Origin of the sequence: Paenibacillus chitinolyticus NBRC 15660, assembly GCF_000739915.1 — a bacterium.
Lineage (GTDB): Bacteria > Bacillota > Bacilli > Paenibacillales > NBRC-103111 > Paenibacillus_F > Paenibacillus_F chitinolyticus.
The window spans coordinates 323257-345519 of the sequence record NZ_BBJT01000001.1; the positions used below are offsets into that span (position 1 = coordinate 323257).

Annotated in this window: 17 protein-coding genes and 1 pseudogene; 3 read left to right on the plus strand and 15 right to left on the minus strand. The window is 42.0% G+C overall.

The genetic code is table 11. The annotated features are described in order from the left end of the window. Positions 1-93: 93 nt before the first annotated feature. Entirely contained in the window at positions 94-327 is a 234-nt protein-coding gene (locus tag PCH01S_RS29480; RefSeq protein WP_084706486.1) for a helix-turn-helix domain-containing protein, read from the plus strand. On the opposite strand, the gene PCH01S_RS01370 is transcribed toward PCH01S_RS29480, so the two are convergent. Next, positions 304-621, minus strand: a complete 318-nt coding sequence (locus tag PCH01S_RS01370) for a hypothetical protein (RefSeq protein WP_042226085.1) — start codon at positions 619-621, stop codon at positions 304-306. The two genes, PCH01S_RS29480 and PCH01S_RS01370, sit on opposite strands and share 24 nt — an antisense overlap. A 133-nt stretch (positions 622-754) precedes the next feature. On the opposite strand from PCH01S_RS01370, the gene PCH01S_RS01375 reads away from it, so the two are divergent. Both PCH01S_RS01375 and PCH01S_RS01380 read left to right on the plus strand, forming a co-directional pair. Beyond that, complete coding sequence (locus PCH01S_RS01375) at positions 755-1099, plus strand: helix-turn-helix domain-containing protein (RefSeq protein WP_053228607.1); 345 nt, start codon at positions 755-757, stop codon at positions 1097-1099. A 148-nt stretch (positions 1100-1247) separates the two neighbouring features. Further along, the gene (locus PCH01S_RS01380) at positions 1248-2294 is read left to right on the plus strand and encodes a tyrosine-type recombinase/integrase (protein ID WP_042226090.1); all 1047 of its coding nucleotides are present in this window, start codon (positions 1248-1250) and stop codon (positions 2292-2294) included. A gap of 653 nt (positions 2295-2947) precedes the next feature. On the opposite strand, the gene PCH01S_RS01385 is transcribed toward PCH01S_RS01380, so the two are convergent. From PCH01S_RS01385 to PCH01S_RS01450, 14 genes and pseudogenes are all read right to left on the minus strand, one after another. Further along, positions 2948-7018, minus strand: coding sequence for a HigA family addiction module antitoxin (locus PCH01S_RS01385; RefSeq protein WP_053228608.1), 4071 nt, complete (start codon positions 7016-7018; stop codon positions 2948-2950). A 1147-nt stretch (positions 7019-8165) separates the two neighbouring features. Further along, positions 8166-9218, minus strand: a complete 1053-nt coding sequence (locus PCH01S_RS01390; protein ID WP_042226093.1) for a hypothetical protein — start codon at positions 9216-9218, stop codon at positions 8166-8168. 319 nt (positions 9219-9537) lie between these two features. Continuing rightward, positions 9538-9858, minus strand: coding sequence for a helix-turn-helix domain-containing protein (locus tag PCH01S_RS01395; RefSeq protein ID WP_042226095.1), 321 nt, complete (start codon positions 9856-9858; stop codon positions 9538-9540). Between the two features lie 565 nt (positions 9859-10423). Beyond that, positions 10424-11224: a hypothetical protein gene (locus tag PCH01S_RS01400; RefSeq protein WP_042226097.1), complete on the minus strand. Its 801-nt coding sequence runs from the start codon at positions 11222-11224 to the stop codon at positions 10424-10426. Positions 11225-11905: 681 nt separating this feature from the next. Next, a pseudogene (locus PCH01S_RS01405) lies at positions 11906-12478 on the minus strand (helix-turn-helix transcriptional regulator); the annotation flags it as partial. A gap of 823 nt (positions 12479-13301) precedes the next feature. Continuing rightward, a complete protein-coding gene (locus PCH01S_RS01415) occupies positions 13302-13553 on the minus strand; it encodes a hypothetical protein (RefSeq protein WP_042226101.1) in 252 nt (83 codons plus the stop codon). Positions 13554-13632: 79 nt separating this feature from the next. After that, positions 13633-14418: a DUF6060 domain-containing protein gene (locus tag PCH01S_RS01420; protein ID WP_042226102.1), complete on the minus strand. Its 786-nt coding sequence runs from the start codon at positions 14416-14418 to the stop codon at positions 13633-13635. Positions 14419-15268: 850 nt separating this feature from the next. Further along, complete coding sequence (locus PCH01S_RS01425) at positions 15269-15757, minus strand: hypothetical protein (protein WP_042226104.1); 489 nt, start codon at positions 15755-15757, stop codon at positions 15269-15271. Positions 15758-16030: 273 nt separating this feature from the next. Continuing rightward, complete coding sequence (locus PCH01S_RS01430) at positions 16031-17122, minus strand: MFS transporter (RefSeq protein WP_164977137.1); 1092 nt, start codon at positions 17120-17122, stop codon at positions 16031-16033. 129 nt (positions 17123-17251) lie between these two features. Further along, entirely contained in the window at positions 17252-17470 is a 219-nt protein-coding gene (locus PCH01S_RS29490; protein WP_084706489.1) for a tyrosine-type recombinase/integrase, read from the minus strand. Between the two features lie 263 nt (positions 17471-17733). Continuing rightward, a complete protein-coding gene (locus tag PCH01S_RS01435) occupies positions 17734-17994 on the minus strand; it encodes a hypothetical protein (RefSeq protein ID WP_042226105.1) in 261 nt (86 codons plus the stop codon). A 303-nt stretch (positions 17995-18297) separates the two neighbouring features. Continuing rightward, positions 18298-18564 carry an HPr family phosphocarrier protein gene (locus tag PCH01S_RS01440; protein WP_042226108.1) on the minus strand — a complete coding sequence of 89 codons (267 nt, stop codon included), beginning with the start codon at positions 18562-18564 and terminating at the stop codon, positions 18298-18300. 23 nt (positions 18565-18587) lie between these two features. Further along, on the minus strand, positions 18588-19925 hold the full coding sequence (locus tag PCH01S_RS01445; RefSeq protein ID WP_042226109.1) for an MFS transporter: 1338 nt from the start codon (positions 19923-19925) through the stop codon (positions 18588-18590). Positions 19926-19947: 22 nt separating this feature from the next. After that, positions 19948-22242, minus strand: coding sequence for a beta-glucosidase family protein (locus PCH01S_RS01450; protein WP_042226110.1), 2295 nt, complete (start codon positions 22240-22242; stop codon positions 19948-19950). Positions 22243-22263 lie beyond the last annotated feature (21 nt).

Consider the following 22263-nt stretch of genomic DNA (forward strand, 5'->3'; position numbering starts at 1 on the left):
ATTCGACTTTATACCAGGTTGCCACGTTTATAATGAACTTTGGTCGAACATAATAGATTTATAGAAGAAGGCTAATAGATTAGGAGGGATAACATGGAAGAAGAAGAGTTTTATCAATGGTTGGGGCAATATGTTAAAAACATTCGTAAGCAGAGAAACAAAACCCAAGTTGAAATTTCAAGCATTTTTAGGCTGTCTCGCTCCTCCCTCGCTAATATTGAGACGGGAAGACATCGGATTAGCTGCTATACGTTATACGAATTGCTATGTGCACTAGATCATCCTTTCAACGATGTGTTGGATTCAATACCGACGCTGCCAAAATAATAGTGTTTTTAAATTCCGGAATGCTTGTTGGTATGCATCTACAATCTCAGGATCCAAATGTTGTTCATCTTTTTCTATCGTTGTAGCTACTTCAAAATGATCAAAATCGAGTAAAAGTATATGTCTGTTGTCGAGTAAATCGAACAAAATGGGAATTGGCCAACTCCCCTGCATTTCGGCAAGCAAAAACCAATCTAACTTGATTAACGTGGGATTGGAATAGTACAAGCCGTTAAACTGAAGTCCTGCATTTGTAACATTTGCTATACCACAACACATATGTATTTCTTTCAACTCACTCACCTCCTCTATAATTATTACCACTCTAACAAAATTGATACTTATAAATATCAAATTAAATTAATAATACCTATATGTTCATGTATCTAAATCACTTCATTGATTACACTTAAACAGAGGTGTAATCATGGATAATTCAGTACTGAAACGAATCGGCCAACGTGTACGGGATTTGAGAAAAGAAAGAAATCTTTCTCAAGAACAGCTTGGAGAACTCGCTGGTGTTCATTTTTCCTATATAGGCGGGCTGGAACGAGGTCAGAAAAATATTTCTCTTCTTAATCTGGATAAGATTGCACAATCACTGGATGTTCCTCTTTCAGAACTATTTCTGTATGGTCGTCATTTGAAACGGACTATAAAAAGTGGAAAAGAAGAACTGATAAACGAAATTCATGAATCATTAATGAGCTTAAATGAATCCGATTTGAAGAAACTCCAACGTTTAATTGAAGAACTGTTTACAAAGTAAAGATCATCCTGCGCTGATAAACGTAGGATGATCTTTATTTGTTCTTGCTCCATATACCCGCACACTATTTAACGATCTGCAATGATGTTATATTATTTGTCCAAATCGGTAATAGCTGAATGTTAGTCATAGTAAAGAGGTGATCAAATTGAAAATACAGGAGCTAAAAGACTTGCATTTATTGGAAACCAGAATGGAGACATTCCCATGGTTTGTACATAAATTTATTCATTATAAATTGGATACAAACTTATCCCCTTCTTCTCTTCTTGAATATTCAAGGGATTTTGAGTCTTTCTTTTCTTGGATTATACAAATAAAATCTCCCGATAATTTGAACTATATTACCCAGATGGATATTGGTCAATTAGAGGTATTAACAGCCGAAAACATTCAAGAGTTTGAAGAATACCTTCTTATCAATAGTATGAAGGAGCGAACCATCCTGAGAAAAATACAATCTCTTCGTTCCCTATTTAATTACCTTCATGATGTAGCTGAAAATGATGCAGGAGAACCTTTGTTGAGCAAAAACATTTTCCGGAAAATAACAAAGAGAAGAACGGGTAGTCCAATAGAAACCGCTCGAGACATACAAAATAAAGTACTTGCTTCAAATGAATCCGACGATTTTATTGACTATTTACGGTCGCGATATCGCACAGAAAATGGAAGTAATCTCCAAGCCATATGGAACTATGATATTAATGGAGTTCGTGACATTTGCATTATTAATTTCATGTTGAAAACGGGATTACTTGTGAGTGATCTCATCAATCTCAACGTGAGCGATATTTCAATACATGATCAACAAATCAACATAAACCGGCAGTGGTCAGGCATCAGAAGCAACCATTCTGTTTTTTTTAGTCTATCAACTAAAACGGATTTATTGAACTATTTAAAGATCCGTGATACGACATATAGACCTAATCACAATGAAGCCGCGCTGTTTCTAAGCCTTCCTAATGGACAGAAAATTGGCAAAAGAATAACCAAAAGAGGGATACAATCAATGGTTATTAAATATGCCACAAAGTTTGGGAAACCTGGATTGACGACGCGCCAATTAAGGCATTCTTTTGGTTTAGAACATCAACGACAAAGTAATTATGTAAGGACAAAACAACAATTGGCCTACAGAAGTACTGAAGCAACAGAAAAGTATCAGTTTCTTACTGATTTTGTGGACTAAAACTTGAGTTTTCGAATGGTTTGCTCCAATTGGGTCTAGGCTATTCCCTATGAGAAAATCCCCTCCAACAGGCAACCATTGTCTCTTTCCGTTGCTTACCGTTAAGGAATCATATACTATGTCGCCATCTTAGGTCTAAAAATATAAGAGATGGCGGATTTTCTATGATTTAATTCCTGGAACAAATGCAGATACAATGTATTTGAGTATATTCGCACTGGAAATCCAATTTTGAATGTATGATCTTGATTCATTCTTCGGTTCAATAACCACATTTGTAAATCCGCTTTGATTTAACATAGCTTTCACCTCAGGGCCACTATTGTTCTCTATCAGTAATTCAGTTGTCGTGACAATATCTGAGATTGCAACGCAGCCATCAGATCTTAATACACGTAATGCTTCGTCAAATACTTGTGTTTTGCTGGCGAAAAATTAGCTCCAAGAAATTGATTAGGGCTATACCTATATTTGGCAAGCTGCGGACAAAGGATCTCTCCTTAAATTTCCTTTATCATGTTCATAAGGGATCCGAGTTAATATTGATGTTTCGGTAAAACAAAAACAGCCGCAATAATGCGACTGTTTCAACCACACTTCTTCATGCTACGAATCCAAGAAGCATCCTTACAGCTGTCATGAACGTATTTCAATCAATCACGAAGTCTTTTTGAGATATTTGCTTCGGAATCTTGCCACTTTGCATCATGCTCGTACGACTTTGTGATATCCTCGAGAATCTTACCAACATAGGGATAGTCAAAGTACACTCTCTCAGCCAACGTGCGGTATTTCGAAGCGAGTTCGCGCTCCTGTTCGCCTCCCTCACCCCGAAAGTGTGCGCCACGAGAATTACGAACTCCGATATAAAACCCTTTGCCAATCTGCGGGGACGCTAGACCCTCCATAGCCTCGCAGACCTCTTCACAAGGCCATAAGCCGTCTTCTGTCACTGTAGTCCTGGAAAGTAATTGGCCAAGGCATTGATCACCAATATCAGCACGACCGCATTCGCGGCACATACGTCGAACCTCGGCAAGCCATGAAGCAAGCGCCACTGCGTCGATTTTTCCGTTTTCATCTGTGCCAGGAATCATTGTAATCCTATCGAGAAGACGATGAGCTGCCAATGCGACTGCCGCCCGCTGTTCGGGATTCTGGACCCTCCACTCCTGTGGATCCTCGCCTTCGTCTCTCCGCTTATAGGCAAGTGCCACCGCCTGTACAAATAACACTGGCGATTCCGCGATCTGACGTTCAAGATTCGGAATTCCGTGCTCGCTGTCATCGAGCGCGCCAATGAAGAGAAATTCCAACTGGGCCATTTCTTCTCTAGTGACGTCAGAGCGTCCATCAAGCGAACTCAACGCCTTAGAAATATAGTGGCTGTCTAACTTGAAATGGTCTGCAGGCTCTGCATCAACTGTGACGACATCGCGAAGAAGTCGCTTAAGGCGAGAGGTCTCAATATCCTTAAAATTCATGTGAACGGCATGGAAAGCAGCACGTGGGCGCTGTGCCTCGAGAAGGCAATCGATCATCTCAGTGAGTTCGGCGGGCATATGCCGACCCCAGGACGGGAACACATTTTTCCAATACCCAGCATGGACACCTTCACCATATCCGTCCAGGAGACGCCAAGTGGATGCCTGAAACGGTGCACATATTAACAACCGTATGCGCTCTTCTTCAATCAATTCTTCGGCTGCTTTCTGCAACACTTCAGCGCACGAATCGTCCCCAATTGCCGACAGGAAGCCCTGCACACACCATTCCGCTTTACTCCGGGAGTCCCCTTCAAGAGAAAGGCAACGCTGAATAAAATCGACCCGCGTCTTAAGACCGATAACACACAATGAAGCGTAACGGCCAATAACACCGGCTGCACCGCTGCAGGCAATCAACTCCTTGATTCCCTGAAAACCGAGCTTAGTCCATATCTCCTTTATAGCTTCTTGGCGTAGCCTGTCAATTCGCTCTTCGCGCTTCCGATAATCGAAATCCTCCTCTTCGATTTCTTCAATCGACTCCTGTACCCATTGCTCAGCGAACAGCCAACCATGACGAATGACCGGATTTTCGGATTGAAGACGTTCGTAGGCTTCACGGGCACGATCCCGTGTCGCTTTCCCCAGCTTCCGGTGGCGGCTTCGTCTGGTAAATGCGAACAGACGGATACGCTCGCGTAGCTCCGCTTTGGCGGATTCACCAGCGCTCTGAGACCATTCATCTATTAAATCCCAAATCTTATTCTGGTCCTCTTCAGGTATGCCCTCCAGAGACTCAACCAAATCTCCAAGTGTCTTTTCGTCGTGAGACGGCCACGCAATGAGGAGATCCAGCGCCTTTCGATTGAAATCGTACATCTCCTTGCGGTTGACAATCTGTCCAGCCCCGGAAGCGTCGCCACGCCAACTGGGTTTATAACTATAATGGCCAATTCTAGACCCCGGCTTAATTTGTTCGATACAAATCTCCCAGCCGACATCTGGGAAACGCTTGGTGATCATCTCTAATACCTTAATCCTTTGCTCCACTGAAGCTGCCGTTTGTGGCATCCACGACCTGAAGATAGCTTGCAGGCTAGCATCTGGCTTATTCGCCCAGTTATCGTCAATTTTTAGACGGGAGAGCCGGGCTAGTATCGCCGACACAAACGGGAGATTTTGTGGTTTCCAGGCAAGACACTCTAGTCCCCAGAGGAGGCCAGTGCGCGATGGTGATACCCCGAACAAGCTACTATCAACCGGCTTGAGAAGACCGAAGACAATAGGATTATCGGTCCTTAGATCCTCCTCAACTATCTTGATAAATTCGTCAGGCGCGGCTTCTGCGTAGCGTGGTAGGTCGCGGTCGTGAGAAAGCAGCTTTTCAAGCGTTAACGGCGTTAGGAGTCTGCGGATAAGCACTGCGACCCGACCTTTGACATCAATACCAAGACGACTCTGGAACAAGTTGTTTCCATGTACCGACAGAATGACAAGCGTCTCACAGATACCAGTTCGTAACGCACTAGAGTGATCACGTGTTTTGTCGTAAAGGGCAGCGGCCCACCTGTTTTTTTCCGGTAGTTCAAGAGCCGGATTAAACTCGGAAAGAACGTATTCAGCGGCGACGAAGAACCGATTAATATCCGCTGGTGTCACCATCCTGGCAATCGCAAACAACGCGTCGATCTTCGAGGCCACACCCCGATAATGTCCAGCAGACCATACCGGACTATCGTCAAGTCGTAGCAAACGCGAAATGTCGAGCTCAATCGTATCATACTCTCGATTTGCAATATTGGAGACAATCTTGCGATCAGCCTCCGTCCCTGCGTGCCAAGCACCAATCAGGGCCATTGGCACGATTGCCTCTGTCCTGTTGTCATCGCAGGCCCAAACCGGTGTCCGGATCGCTGTATTTTGAGAGAGACGACGGCGCAAAATCGTCGGGGAACGGCCTGATTCCCTCTCTAACCTGTCAATATCACCTTCTTCGATTTTCATTGAGGTGAGTGCATTCTTAAAGGCTTCATGGTTTAAAAGATCAAGCTTTATATCGGCTTCTGTATCTGCAGCATTACGTGGTCGGAATACGATGCAATGAAGCCGGCGATGGGCGTCGACTAATTCTCGTTCGACGTTTTCGGAATAAACAATCGGGATGAAAGGTACAAATGACGCAATTAGCGTCCTAAGCGCCTCTGGTGATGTGAAAATCGCGGCTTGATCCTTGAATTGGCAGAACTCTGAATCATCGAACAGACACGCCAGAAAAGCAAGCGCCTCATCACTCGAGTCCGCTGTGACGACTAGCGGTCTATTGTTCGGCTTATTAAGCCACGTTTTGAACGTGTCTCGGCTTGCCGTAATCGAAGGAGAAAAAAATTCGGATGTTAGAGGGGGCTCGCTGGCATTTGCCCATCGGCTCCATGCCTGTTCCAATGTTTCGAAACCTTTCACCGGCATAGCGAGTTGTTCTGCGAGCCAGACTTGCGCAGGCACAGACTGTTCAAGCCACTGTTCGAGATCGCTAGCATCAAGAGCTCTGACAACTTTCCAGTCGCCAGACTTGTTCTTCCGCTCCTCCCAGGTTTTCTTAGCATGCCAGTTACGAGGTGTTACGAAAACAAATGTGCTGTTGGCGCGTACAGAGGGATCGACTGATTTTAACCGTGCAGTATAATCACTCTCTGCCTTGCCTCCCGGATTCTTGTCGGTTCCAAACTCCCAATAAGAACTCCCCTCAGGAACCCAAGGGGTAGCAACACTCGATTCTACGTAACCATCGTTACCTTTACGCTGAGCGTTATCGTAGCCAGGGAAGTCTATCTGACGAAGACCATTGCTGGTGGAGTGCACCAATTTACGCAACAACACAGGAAAGTGATGCCGAGCGTCGATCTGGCTATCGACCCAGTCCTCAATCTGCCTTGCCTTAATGGTCAGGAAAACTGGAACAAAGGCACGTACCGTTATTTCTTTGTCAGTAGTTACTCGTATCTTCCGGTCGTAAGAAGCCTGCATTTCGAGCAGCTTCTTCCGGTCAGCACCAAATGCCTTTTCCAACCTGACTGCCATCTGGGGAGACAGCGATGACTTCCCATTAAGGAAGTTTGACAGCGCCGGCCTTCCAACACCAAGTCGTTCGGCGGCTTCTTTCACAGACATATCCGAGGGAATGATCATCTGGCGGACGTATGTACCGGGATGACCAGATGCTTCCAAACTGTTCCTCATTTCACAACACCCCTTAACAATGTAGCATTACTCAATACACTAAGTGTATCGTGTAACGCTACACATTTCAAGATAATTCTCCCAAATTCTTTTCATACGATACTCAGTTACCGTCGTTCTGTGAACTGAAAATGCTCGAGAAGCCCGTTGGCGCTGACTTTTCCGCCAAGCGTAGCCCTTCCCCAACCCCTGCCCAGCAATACACCTTTACAAGCCTGCTGCGAGATTTTCCGAAAAATTGTGCTAGGTTCACCATGAATAATCTTAACTTTCTCTTCTATTTTGTGACACTTCGATGGCCTATGCCCATTTTGATACCGTAGAATGCATGCTCCTATAAGAACATACTCGAATTGAAGAGCGGGACAACTGCTCATGCAACAGATGTCCCGTTGTATTAAGCTATCGTCTCTCGTTAGTTCAATCAAAATTTTTTAAAATTCATGTAATGATAAGTTACTTTGGGACTCCACCCATTGTGATTCCAAAATGAAAGAGCGTTAATTTCTTTGGTGAATCCAAGGTCTCTTTTAAGATAAGAATAAATTCTGTTTTTATTATCAAATTCCAATGATACCCCATTTGCACTTTAGCCAAACAACAAATCCAAGACTTTTTCATTTGCATTTCGGTTCTTGCCTGTGTAAGGATAGCAATGAATATGAATGGCAGGATTAAAATTAATCTCAATGATACTATAATTGGATTCTGTTGCCTCAACGTCTATATCATCGATCATCATATCTACCCCACAGATCGTAGCTCCTGCAGCTTTTACCGATTGAATCGCGATCTCTTTATAGCTATCTGGGATGATGCAAGCGCAGTATCTAACAACTCTATTTTTCTGGATCAAATACAAATGTGCATTTAAGACAATAATTAATCGTTAAACTTGTGGCAACGTTATTGGCAAAAGTGTCAAAATTGATCGAAAAATTCGCAGATTCTCATGTCAATATTAACACCTAAGCGAATGACCCTTCTTTTAATAACTACTATTACTCCTCTGTTAGCTTTCTCTTGAAAAAACCCTTAAAAGCCGCAAAAATCACGGCTTTTAAGGGTTTTGAACAATATTTCTTAGTCATCCACGAAATGTGTAATAAGAGAACCTTTTTAAATTTGAAAACCAATAGTATATAAATTACCTAAGATTAATATATACTATCTCAGCAGCACTCTTTAAACCTTTCCAGATGGTATCTTCACTAAATGCACTTTCATTTTTTTCACTCCAATGGTTAGCTATATCTTTGAGACTCCAACCTAGTATTTGATAGTATACTAACCAACTATAATGCTCGATATTTCGTTTAGCTTTACTGCGCACATAGCCATTTTCATAAAGGATGGACTCAGTGCGTTCCTTGTACATATGTTTATATTTTTCATACCAGCAATCTATTCTCTTTTCATACTCTCTCCAAGAATCTTCTCTAGGATCCCATCCATATCCACTAAATGAATTTGCAGGGTTTGGTTTATAGTCCTCTTCATTTTTGGAATGCGGCTTAAGATCTTCAAAATCATCAATTGAAGGATCCCCGTTCAAGATTAAGTAAAGCTGATTTGGTGCAAATATAAAAGGAAAATTTTGATCAAAAAATAGGTCATCGAATTCTGTGATATTTTCAGTACTTTCGTATAGCGCTTCTGTGTCTCTTTCATTTGCATATACAATTTCTTTACTAAGTGATAAAACTTCTTTATTAGGCTCATATGGAAAGGAAACCCAATATTGTGCTTCAGAGATTTCTAACTCTTCACAAGTTTTTTTCATGTGTGCAATTCTTTTTTCTCGTTCTGTTTCTAAACATTGCTTGTAGTAAACTTCCACAGACCATAGAGCTAATGATAAATAAAATCCAGTAGAACTAAATAGTTTATATTTATTAATCCATTCTATTAGTCCTTTTTTCAACGGAAGGTAACCCGCAAAACTGTTGTTTTCGTCAGATTGATTTACAATCTCCCAGAGTGAAGGATCTTCTAGACCTGTCAGCCCTTTTTCTAAGGACCATTCAGTAGCAATGGAGTATTGAACAGTTAAGTTTTTTAGGTCATGAATACATTGGGGTACCTTTTCTTCTAAAAGCCCTACAAAATGTTTTATAGGCATATAATGTGCTGAGTTCAGGATTATAGCTGAGTCTTTTACAATTACGCGCTGTGGATGATAATATAATGAGGATTTCAATTGATTCACTCCTTCTCATTAATATATACCAATCATAAAAAAATTTTAATTAAAGCGCCATGAAATAGAATGAATTATTCTATTTCAATTAACCAAACCTTGTTTTATCCTGATTGTGTCTACAAATCGCGACCTTTATCCAAATTCGTTGTAGACAAGAAGCAATAAAAAAGGAGCAGTTTGCCCTAGGGCAATTGCTCCTTTTTTATATCAGGCACGAAAATCATTAGACGATTGTCTATTCGATAACCAGAACTTGTTCTTGTCCGTTACCCTTCTAGCAAAAGTTAGCACGAAAGTTCTTTTGGAGCATGGCTATTTATAAACTGGAAATGGATTTAAAGATGCTTATTAACTTCTCTTTCTCCGTTTCTGGCTTATGTAAAATAATAGCACTCAGATCTAAAATTTTCGCGGGGTCGCCTTTTCCTAAACAAAGCATGTCGAATAAATCTATATTTAATGCTTCAGCGGCTTTGACCAATGTATTAATGGTTACATTTTTTTCCCCGCGCTCTAATGCACTTACGTATTGCGGAGCTGTAGCCATTAGCTCTGCAAGCTCTTCCTGCGTCATTCCTTTAGATTTCCGCAATTCTTTAATTATTTCCCCTATTCTTATTAGTACCGTTTCGCTCATTGTGTACACCCCATAGTGTCAGCATACTTCTAGTGTAGGTGAATGGAGATTAGAGGTAAACACCTCTCACGATAATACACTATAACAAAAATCATTTTATAGGATTATGTATTGTGGCACAAAGGGATAAATGTCTATAACTGTAGTGCCTTATATGTTAAAGAGGGAAATAAAATGGGCGTTTACTGTTGCTTATTTCGCTTTAATAGTGGTTTCAGGCATTTACTATACGTTCTGAATAATAAAATAGGGCAATCAAAAGCTAGTTACTTTTCGTTTGTGCATGCGAAAATTTTTAGCAACCTAACCTCTTAAAGAAAGTTTGAGATATTAAGGCCAATTCCCACGAGTGCAAATTCTCATCTATGAAATGCAAGATTTCCGCAAAGCAATAAATTTCTGTTGTGACAAGAACATATCTCCTCTCCTTCGATAAATCTTCATGACATCATTCTTCTCATCTTTGCTCGATAATTTTCAAACAAGAAAACCGCCCTTAGATAAGAAGGACTAACTGTAATGGACTTACTGTACTGCAGATTTATAAGCGCAAGTCTTTAGGCATTCACAGGCTGATGGGATCGAATAGAAACCGCGGCTTCTTTCCAGATCTTGACCGCTCGATCCATAGGTTGCTGGAAGACCCCGCTTGTTCTTGCCGCGCATCATACACACGCTTTCGGAAGGCTTCGGTTTGCTTGTACTCCTCTGTTGTTTTGAAGAAGTTTCTATCTGGTTTCCAATTAAAATTATAGTGCCCAAAAGAACCTTTGGGATAAGGGACACATGTGGTATATGCATTGTATGAGTGAGCAAATCCGAGAATATGGGGCACTGCCATAGTGTTTTTAAAACTTAATGAGAAACTATACTCAGCGCCACTTTCGGAGGATTCCCTTCCAAATGGATCTTCTTTCACTGTGCAAATGGACTCTGATTTCTTACTTATAAAAATAACGTCTACAGGCTCTGCTTGCATGCTTTCTTTGATTGGGTTAATAAACCCTGCAGAAAACTCAGCGAGTCGTATCGCATAGGTGTCCGCTACCGAATAATATGATTCTTTGTACCCTGCAAGGCCGCGCAAGGTTAGCTGATACACATTAACGCCATAAGCCAGCGTTGTGCAGGCCTCATCCGAAGGCGAGAAACGGAACACTGCATTGATTTCTTGGACGATGTCATTCACGATTCCGTACAAAAGTTGTTCATCATTTGTCTTAAAGTAATTACGCAATTGCTCCCCTAGACCAATAATTTTCCCGGTGTGATCCCGCAAAAACGCCTCATTAACGGCCTGCCTGACACTTTCAAGCAGTTGCCTGCCAAACGCAGCAAACTTGTCTTCTTGCCCTCCAGAAAACAAAGCCCCAGCAATTTGCCCTGCGATCGCTCCCCAAGAACCCCACCAAAACTGGTTCCAAATGCAACAGTAGTCGCCTCTAGCCCTGCATATAGAATGTCTTCATAACTGCCTTCAGGCATGATTTGTTATCCCCTTTCGTGTGGTTGTCTGCGGCGCATGCCAGCCGGGATACCTTAATGAAAGGTTTGTCCTGTCTTCCTTGGTTCTATACAGCAAAAGGCAGCCATATGCGCCTCCTGGGGGAGTTGCCAGGTCAATAGTATCTGCTCGCGCTCCTGTACTTTTGGCGGAAAGTAGCCTGCTATTTTGGAGCGTGCGATATCGCTTATCGTTGGGCACCGGGGAGCCCATTATTGTTTCCAGGAACATCCGGCTCCCCGCCGGTCCGCTGCTGCTGTGGCGCCTGTTACACCGCAACATCAAAAAGAGCACGAGTGCGCTACAGCGCGCGGTGCTACGGCGTCACATGACGGTGGTCAACCACATGTGGTATAGCTGTAAATACAAGGGTGTTTCTGAGGGCTTTACCGGTTCCCGCAAGTCATCTAAGTTACTGCTTGGACGTCGAGTTTTCTACGCTTAACTCACATCGTTCTCTTTGCGTCTTGAGAAAGATCCTCAATTACGGGAAACGATATATGTTCTTGTCATCCGACATTTTCCTTCCATGTATCCTTTACTAGACACTCGAAAGAAGCGTTTCGCTTGACACGATAAGCAATACCCTTCCAAATACCATGCCCCGCGCTCCCAATACAACTTGATTGGCTCCACCTTTCTTTGAGATAAGGTGCCTGTTGCACTTGTGTAAGAAAATGCAATGATTCGGGGCCGATTGATCGGATGAAGAAGCGGATGAACAATCTCCTTCTCACGTTCCGATGTACTCATATCAAATACGATCTTATCGTGATATCCCCCATTCAACAGAGCAGGCTGCAGACTAGAAAGCTTCTGCATTAATAAAACGGACTGGCCCCCCATCGCTCCTTTCATGCCCTTAAGAAGATTGTAGATGACCGAAAAATCATCAACAGAGAAGTGCTGTTTCGTTAAGAAGAATCCGTTCATTAGTTCAAAACCGCCGTCAGTACCCGTAAACGAAGCAACGGGTATGCCCGCTTGATTGATCAGATCTACATCACGATAAATCGTACGAATGGAAACCTCAAATCTAGCTGCTAATTCTGTTGCCGTCACTCTTCTTCTTGTTAGTAGTTCCATCGTAATTCCGAGCATGCGATCTAGTTTCATCTTTTCACTCCTCTCCTTCCACGATTTATCGGCCCATCTGTTTGAAAGCATAACATTTTAATCCTGACATCATGGATGTCAGGATTAAAAACGAAAAATAAAAAAAACACCGATTGAAGTCTTGGAGATATTCAATATGATTGAGCCTGAGCGATGAAAGTTCAGATGTCGTACGGAATTTCCGGCTTTTTATTTTACTGAATTGCTTAGTGTGCGGTTTTCGCGTTTGTTGGCGGTAACCCTAAATAGAATTATTATTAAAGTTCCGAATTTGTAAATTGAAATAGAACTTTTCCTTTGTGAATATTTGCATTCGGAAGAATTACGTCGGGAGATAAATGCTGGACCAAAGGCGTAGAACTAATAAATAATGGGATGAATATACTTCATGTTCAAAAATGGATGGCCCATGCTTCACCAGAAATGACGTTGAGGTATGCCAAAATCTTGGACACAACAAAGAGAAAATCTTGGGAAGAAGCAACCAGGCAAGGTATCTTTAGGATTGACCCATCTAGCAGAAAACCGATTAAAATTGAACTGTCCGAAATTGAAAATGAAGATGTTATTGAATGGGAATACATTAGGCACAATCTGGACGCTGTGAAAATGGAACTTGGGTACTGCATGAAACCAATTAAGCAGCCCTGTCCGACTCAAGCTAATCCTTGCTTGTCTTGTCGGAATTTTTGTACAACACCTGAATTCATACCGCAATTCGAAAATGAAATACGCGAAACGAAAGCCATTGTGGAGCGCGGTATGTCTTTACCATATTCAGAGAGACAGATGCCGTAAACAGATAGGGGACTTCAGCTGGCAATTAGTGCTTAATATCTTTAACTTTTGAATATACAACAATTGCAATTCCAGCTACTAGCATTATGATACCGAAGTAACCTGTATAGTTAGTTATGTTCCAAAAATATTTAGGGATATTAATCAATATTGCGTCTTTATCCATCGCGTGAGTCTTATTAAAAACTGCTGAAAATAAAATTATTTTTTCTAGTCCCGCTAGTCCTACTAAGAAGATTCCTGAAGTGATTAACACCCATCTCAATGATTGAATCATTATGTAATCCTCCATTCCCAAAAAAAGGTCTACACAAACAACGCTGTGTAAACCTTTTTTATTAGTTACATTTTACACTTTAATTATACGGGTATTCAATTGCATAAATACCATTGGCCTCACCGCTCGATAGCTTATCTGGTCCATTTGCAAAAACCATACCACTCTTTGATTCACTAACAAACCAACCGTCGCGATAAGTGCTTGTGGTTACATAGCCGCGAGTGTAATTAATCCAAGGTCTAAATGACATATAACCGGTTTTTCCTGGTTCTATAGGTAATGTGTAAGAGGTTGAAGTGGCCAATTGATATTGGAATTGATAAGTGGCACCAACACGAATGGTTTCCTTCCAGCCACTTTCAACATTTGTTGAAAATGAGTGAGAGATCGTCTTCTGATTCGTAGATTGAATCGTACATGCGGTTGTTCCCGATGGACAATCCACCCACGCTGAAACTTGCACTTTAGATCCAGTTGCCTGCCAACCTAAATCTTCATCGTAAGAATAATACTGGTAAATAGCGGAAGGTGAATAGTCCTGAGTTGGTGATTCATCTTGTCTACTTATAGGTGCGTTTGCTTTTTCTCTCTCCACTTTTTCCTGGATAAAATCGGATTCTTCAAGGATATTCTTATAATTTTGTAAAGTCAGTTGAGTACCATCCGCTAAAACAGGGCTAGATATGTATACTTTATCAACCGAGTCACGAATAACCTCTTTTCCATTTATTACAACGATTGAGTATCTCTCATCCACCTTTTTTTGAGCAAAAGCACTACCGTTCGTTAAAGACAAACCCAATACGCATACGAGCGCCAATACTCCACCTGTTCTTAACAGAGCGCGAGAAAAAACATTCATAGAATAATTCCTCCTAATTTTTTTTACAGATAAATCCAGATTATCAACGAAATAATATAAAGGAATAACGGAAAGGGCGGATAATGCTACCGAATAAATACCGACATTGCAATTAGTAGTGCTTTTTTTCAAATGGCTCATTTCTAAACAAAATAGTTTTCGAAACTTGTTTACGTTCAAACAACAATAGAACTAGAATCGTCTAAAGTCTCTAAGCAACACCTACCATCTTCTACATTTTTCCACTCAATATAATATACGCCTAAAATTAGTCATAAGTTACATGAATTTATAAAAATAGTTAAAAATACCTATAATAATGGTTTTTTTAATAAACAGGACTATTTCCGTGGGCTCAAAGACAAAATATCGCAAAATACGACAGTGGATATTAATCGCCGCGATTCACTATTATGGAGTTAGGGGGTTCTGGTTAAATAAAAATTTGCTAATCCTTCGATTTGAGTTCAATTCATTCAACTAAAGGAGAAACTATAGTTGAATGACAGAAAATAGCAGGCCACTGTATTGTTCCAATTATGGCCTACTTTTTGTGATGCTCCCACAAGAATACATTGATTACATGTAATCAATGTGCAAAGCCTTATATTTCAAGGGATTTTTACGAGCTCGTTTAGATAATGTCAGCTACGCTGGCACTACCCCTTTCTACAAGTCACCTGCGTTACTGCCTAGACGTCGCGTTTCGCGTTTTCTACGCTTAATTCACATCGCTCTCTTTGCGTCTTGAGAAAGATCCTCAATTAGCGGGAAACGATATAAGTTCTTGTCACTGACTTGTGCCAAGAACTTAAATCGTTAAAATAAAAAAGCCGCTGCTACGCGACTTTTAAGCATATATGTTTTTGTCATCCGACAACATATTCCAGAATCGAAAAATAATGATAAAACAAAATCCGAGAGCGTTAATACCCAGTTCAAGAACTTCTATAGTTTTAGGTCTGATCGGAAGCTCTTTATCAATAAAGTGTCTTCTTTTTTTATAATCAACATGAGTATAATCGTAAAACAAATCATACTCAGCTTTTCTTTTAACTTCTAAAGGGTACTTTACTGCACCTACCTTATACATCAGACTATTAAATTCAGCAGAAATTTCGTTACTGTCTTTTAGTCTTAGTGGCGTAGGCTCATCTAACCGAAGAAAGTGGTTTATGGAAGTATTACGTGCAATTGCATAGAAGACAGCTTCTTTGAGATACCTTGGGCTATTTCTTTTTATCAAGTTTTCATCAATAATCCGTTGATTTTGTTTAATTTCCTCTTTCATTGCATTTCTCATATCCGAGCCGGCAAGTTTTATTAATTTTTCATCCATTGTGCACTCTCCTGATTAATCCAATCCATTCATAGTTAATAATTCAATATTTATAATGTATTCCCTCTATTTCAATGAGAAACTACACAACATAAAAAGATCATCTCATTTCATCGAGATGATCCTAATAAAGGTCAATAATAGGCCAACGTTCATTCTCTAAAATAAATAATAAGAGCCGGGGGTGCATTCCCTTACGGCTCTCATCTATTTTAGCATATTACTAATTACTGGGACAAGATGGTTCGGCCATACTCTAAATCTTCCAAAATCTCATGATCTTGATATGCTCTTCTTGGTCACATTTAATAGTATCCATTGTAATGATAAAACCAATAATATTGCTGCTGATATTAAGTATGTTGTTACTAAACCAAATGCTTGCTCAGATAAGTAACCCAAAACAGGACCAAAGGCAGCTCCAATATCAGAGATAATGACATAGAGCGTAATCGTCGCTGCTTTTAATCTCTCCTCAGCTAAATCCGAAGCAAACGAATTGAGTAAGACGATTAATATGGATGTAGTAAGAAGTGTTGCTTTTAAGTTAATCAACCATAGATAATCAGGAATGTTGAGCTGCGTCAGTACGACAAATAAAGTCGCCAACAGTAACCCAACAATTAATATGCGTCTTCTCCCCCACTCCCCATCAGATTTTTTCCCTATCCATGGGGAAATAAAGACACCAATTATTAATCGGCTAGCTTGAATCAGGCTGGCCAATATAGCGGCACTTAGAATGACACCCTTAATATCAATAGTCACTCCACGAACATCAATGAGATGACTAAGCGTGGCGCTTATCATTCCTTCTAGACAAAGCATGACAAGAAATACGGTTAATAGTAGTTTTAATAACAATGGATTTTTGATCAACGTTGTTAAGCTGTTCAGGGAGTTCCCATTTTTAGATTCTTGAGATTCGGCTTTGGGTATACGTAAAATCAAAGGTAGCGCTACAAGAGCTAATAACCCGAATACAAGTGTTACATTCCGAATACCAAACCACTCAATAAAAAATCCTCCTCCGAGCATCCCCACTAAACCGCCAATCCTAGATAGTCCATTAAAAGAGCCCATATTCTGCCCGCGGTTATCGTTGGTTGATACCTCAACAATTGTGTAATATGCACCTAATCGAAGAATGGACCAAGCTATCCCCCAAATACATCTTAAGATCAGCCAAAAAACAAACCCCTGTGCCCAACCAAACAAGGTTGTTATTCCTGCTATCGCAAGTGAAATAAACAAACCTGTACGTATACTCATTTTAGAGTAAAGCCACGATATAATAGGATTAAGCGGTAATCGGATAAATCGATTAACTGATAATAAAATGCCCACCTCGACCAGTGAAAGCAATCCGGCATCCTTCCAGATTGTCTGTCTAATGACACAAACTTACCCTGTCACACTCCAGAACACTAATGTAATCTGTGACACAAACATCACCTTATAAAATTCATGTGACACGAACATGTCATAATTTTTTCATGTTAACTCTAATGGATTCGATGTAACTATTTTTCGCATTTTCTCTATGTTCACTTTTGTATAGATCGTATCTGTTTTAGGGTCTGTGTGACCTAGTAGATCGGCACCCTCACCGTCATTATAAAGCACAGTTGCGCAAGTATGTCGCAGCTTATGTGGCGTAACTTTATTATTATTAGCTCTGACACCGGCTTCTTTTGCTATCTCCTCAATAATTAATTCAACGTTAACTAACTACTCGGGCTAATACTTTCTTTCTGTTTCTTTTGACTGGTTGCATTAGCCTCGGCGCCCGGCTAATCCGCCTGAAAGATCTATCACAATTCCGGTAGAACTAATGTAATATCGTAACCATCTACCAAATGACCTTAACCGAAATGACCAGTTCCTTAAGCCCTTCCCCCTTCCGATGCCGGGTTAGCGGGTGCCGTGCTGCTCTCAGTTGTGCAACTCGATCGGAAATAAAAAAAAGCCCGGGTTCAACCGGACTGCGCTTGACCGCTAAATGTTTTAACATCGACCTTTGCTGTTTCCAGGTCTAGCTTTGTTTTTTCCATTTCAGTTGCTCCTGCTGGAATCTCCGGCATTTCCCCAGGCCCAAATGTTTTGATATCAACCTTTGCCAATTGTACTTCACTTTTTACACTATCATTTGAAGATGCATATGCAGTAGTTAAATATCCTCCTCCTGTTAATAGTCCTAATGCTACCGCGCCGATTGCTAGTGATTTCAAATTCATTGAAAATCTCTCCGTAAAAAGTTATTTGTAACGTGGTTACAAGCCTAGTATATCTACTTGTAGGTTAGAGGAAGGGTAGTTTTTCGAAAACGTGAACGGTGTTTTGCACTAGCTAATTTAGATCGTTATAACCTGCCTTTTGTAACTAAATTGCCCGTTAACGAGACGCGGCTGCCGATCTATGCCGGCAGCCACGTTTTAGTTTTATTAAGCTATAGTGTCCCGTAAGTTCAATTTCTTCCTCGGATGCTGAAGAGCTCTTGTTTGGATATTGGGAATTAGTTCAGATGCATAGAATCTGTTTTAGTTATTAGCATTATGTTCAAACCATAATATTAACAACTCCATCGCTTGTTCCTCGTCCGGTCCGTCAAAGGTGAGTGTCAGCGAGGTTCCCTTCTTGATCTCCATCGCCATAATGCCCAGTATACTTTTGGCATCGGAAATGATGTTTTTTTCTTCCCATATGATACGAATTTCGGACTGGAAAGCAGAGGCCGCTCCGCTGATCTGCTTGGCCGCAAGGACGTGGAAACCATCAGTTGGCATGATAATTTTGACTGCATTCATTTTAAATTCCTCCTAAGTGGAGCTTAAATGTTTCTTGCTGCGGATAGATCCTCAATGATTTGCGGATATTCTTCATCTAGTTTGTAAGGAATAAGCAGCAACAGCAAAATGGCATTTAAGATAATAGGCATATATATATACAGGAACTCGATCATATTGCTTGCATTTCCACTGATCGTATCTTGACCGCCTAAGTAGCCACCCAGAGCGAGCAGCCAGCCGACGAGAGCCGCACCTATGCCACTGCCCGTCTTCGATCCGAAGCTGCCTGCACTGTATACGAGCCCTTCATTGCGCATTCCTGTTTTCCACTCGCCATATTCTATAGTGTCTGCCAGCATAGCGAATAACGAAGATACCATCGGAACACTGCCGATTGCTTTAACAATTAACGAGATGATGATGACCGTCAGGTTCTCAGGATTAATGAGCATGAAGATACTACCCAGCAAGACAATGATTAATCCGCCTATCGACGCATTTCGTTTGCCGAATCTCTTAATGATAGGCGCGATAAACAGCAAGCCGATGAATAACGGGAAAATGCTTACCGCCCCCAACAATCCTACTAAATCCTTGTTCTGTAAGATATACTGGGCATAATAAATGGTGACCGCAGTTCCAACGCTGCTTGAGATGTTGAAGACTAACATAATGATCACCATCAGCAGCCAATATTTATTGCGGAACAGCCCCTTGATACTCTTCTTGAACGGAACATTTTTCTGTACGACGGAAGGCTTCACCCGCTCTTTGGTAGAGCGGAATGTAATGAGGAACAGAAAGGCGGCAAGCGTGCCGAATAGAGCAAAGGTTCCGAACCAGCCACCTTTGCCGCCGCCGAACGTTTGAACGAGCGGCATTGTCATCGTCATAACAATAAGAGTTCCAGTTAGCGCGCTAACCATCCGGAAGATGTTCAGCAGCGATCTTTGATATGCATTCTGGGTAATCAGCGAGTTCAATGTGCCGTATGGGATATTGACTGCTGAATACATTACATTCACCAATAAATAGGTGGCATAAGCGTAAATAAGAGAGCCCGTAGGTCCCAAATCTGGGGCTGAAAATAGCAGAACACCAGCAATACCATAAGGTATGGCAAACCAGAGCAGCCAAGGACGGGCTTTGCCGTATTTACTGTTGGTTTTGTCAACCAGCGCTCCTACACCGATATCGACGAAAGCGTCGAATATACGCGCAACTAACAACAGGGTTCCGACAACCGCAGCAGAAATGCCCACTACGTCTGTGTAGAAGAAGGTCAGAAACATACCAGACGCTGCCCATATAAAGCTGCCCGCCAAATCGCCAACACCATAACCCAGCTTCTCCCTGAACTTGATATTCTCCGTTTGCATAATATTCACCCCCAATTATGACTTAACACTCATTCAATTGTCTAATAAGATTGTCCAGCAATTGGTCGGATATCTCCCCTTTACTGGTAAATGACAACATGCGTAATGGAACAACATTCATAATCTCGGCGACCATGTCCTTCGCACCTTCTCCCAAGCTTTGAGTCACATTATCGCCGCCAAACATTCCGTCCATTTTTTCTTGTAAATTATGAAGAAGTCCCTGAATAATTGGAGCTCTTTGAGGATCGCCTAATAAATCGGCTATTAGCGTATTTCTGTCTACTTTTATTTTCAGAACGACAGAGGACTCTACATAAATTCTCTCACTTAACACAATGTCTGCGCTTGATCGGCCAATCATAATGTCAAAGTCACCGGATTCCACATGCCAGTCTTTAAACTCCACATTGTAGTAAGCAAAGGAGCGCTTGTCCAGCGTAAAGCTTACCGTTTTGCTTTCTTTCGGTTGAAGGTCGACTTTGGCGAAACCTTTCAGCTCTTTGACCGGGCGGACGACTGTGCTTGCTATGTCGCTGACATAAAGCTGAACAGTTTCCTTGCCTGCGCGGGTTCCTATATTTTTTACTGTGACTTGCACGTTTACTGTATTCGTATCTTTTATTTCTTTGCGGTCAATATATAGATTTGAATATTCAAAGGTGGTGTAGCTTAAACCGTGTCCGAACGGGAATAACGGCACGACTTCCTTCTTATCATAATAACGGTATCCGACAAAAATCCCCTCGCGGTATTCAACGCGGTTGCCTTCACCCGGAAAGAAGAGGAAGGACGGATTATCACTTAGCTTGATCGGGAAGGACTCAGCCAGTTTGCCACTTGGATTGACTTCCCCAAACAACAAATCTGCAATAGCTCCTCCAGTTGCTTGACCGCCCAGATAAGCCTCAAGAATGGATTTAGCATGGGCTAACCAAGGCATTTCGATAGGTGAACCGTTCATCAGGATAACGACCGTTTGGCTTTGTACCTTGGAGATTTCTGCAATCAACTGCTCCTGATTTGCAGGCATACGCAAATGTTTACGGTCGTAACCTTCGGATTCGTAACGATCGGGGAGGCCAGCAAATATAACGACAACATCGGCCGCAAGGGCAGCTTGCTTCGCTTCTTCGACTAAAGCGGCGTCCGAATCATCTCGATCCAGGTGATATCCCTGAGCATAAATGACTGAAGCGGGATCGTCCGCGAGTTTCTTGATTTCCTCCAGCGGGATATCTAGCCGGGTAGGATTGACATGCGAACTGCCGCCGCCTTGATATCTGGGCTTTTGCGCAAAAGAACCGATTACTGCCAGTTTCTGTCCTTTGGCCAGTGGCAGCAAGTGATCCTCATTTTTAAGCAGCACCATGGTTTCGCCAGCAACGTGGCGGGCAAGTCGATGATGCTCGTCCAAGTCAAATTCGGCATTCGGTTTCTTTTGGTCGACGTATTTGAATATGATACGTAAAATCCGTTCAACGGCGCGGTCAAGCACTTCTTCTGACATCTGGCCGTTCTGGATAGCTTTGACTATTTTGCGGTCGTTAACTCCGTCGCTTGCGGGCATCTCTAGTTCTTGACCGGCGGCAAGCCCGTCTACACGCTCGTTGTTCGCACCCCAGTCCGTCACAACGAAGCCTTCATGTCCCCATTCTTCTTTCAATACCTGATTAAGCAGATACTCATTTTCGGAAGCGAAGGCTCCGTTTACTTTGTTATAGGCGCTCATTACGGTCCATGGCTGAGCGTTTTTGATCGCCCCCTCGAAGCTCGCTAGATAAATTTCCCGCAGCGTCCGCTCGTCTACAATAGCATCAATGCCGAAGCGACGGTACTCCTGATTGTTGACAGCAAAATGCTTGAGTGAAGTACCTACGCCTTGGCTTTGCACGCCTTGAATATGATAGGTTGCCATTTCCGAAGAAAGGTATGGATCTTCTGAAAAGTACTCAAAGTTGCGTCCGCACAATGGCGAACGTTTAATATTGCCGCCTGGCCCGAGCAGAACGGCAACATCCTCCGCCTGACATTCTTCGCCAAGCGCCACGCCGACCTGGCCAATTAGTTCCCTATTCCATGAGCTGGCCATACCTGCCGCTGAAGGGAAGCAGGTTGCAGGTGAGCTTTTGAAGACGCCAAGATGGTCGCTTTCGCCTTGCTGTTTACGCAGTCCGTGCGGCCCGTCGGTCACCATTACGCTTGGGATGCCCAGACGTTCTATACCCTTCAGATGCCAGAAGCCTGCACCGGAACACATGCCGGCTTTTTCCTCTAGGGTCATTTCAGCAATTAATGCATGAATATCTCTTTTCATAAAATATAACCTCCTGTATGC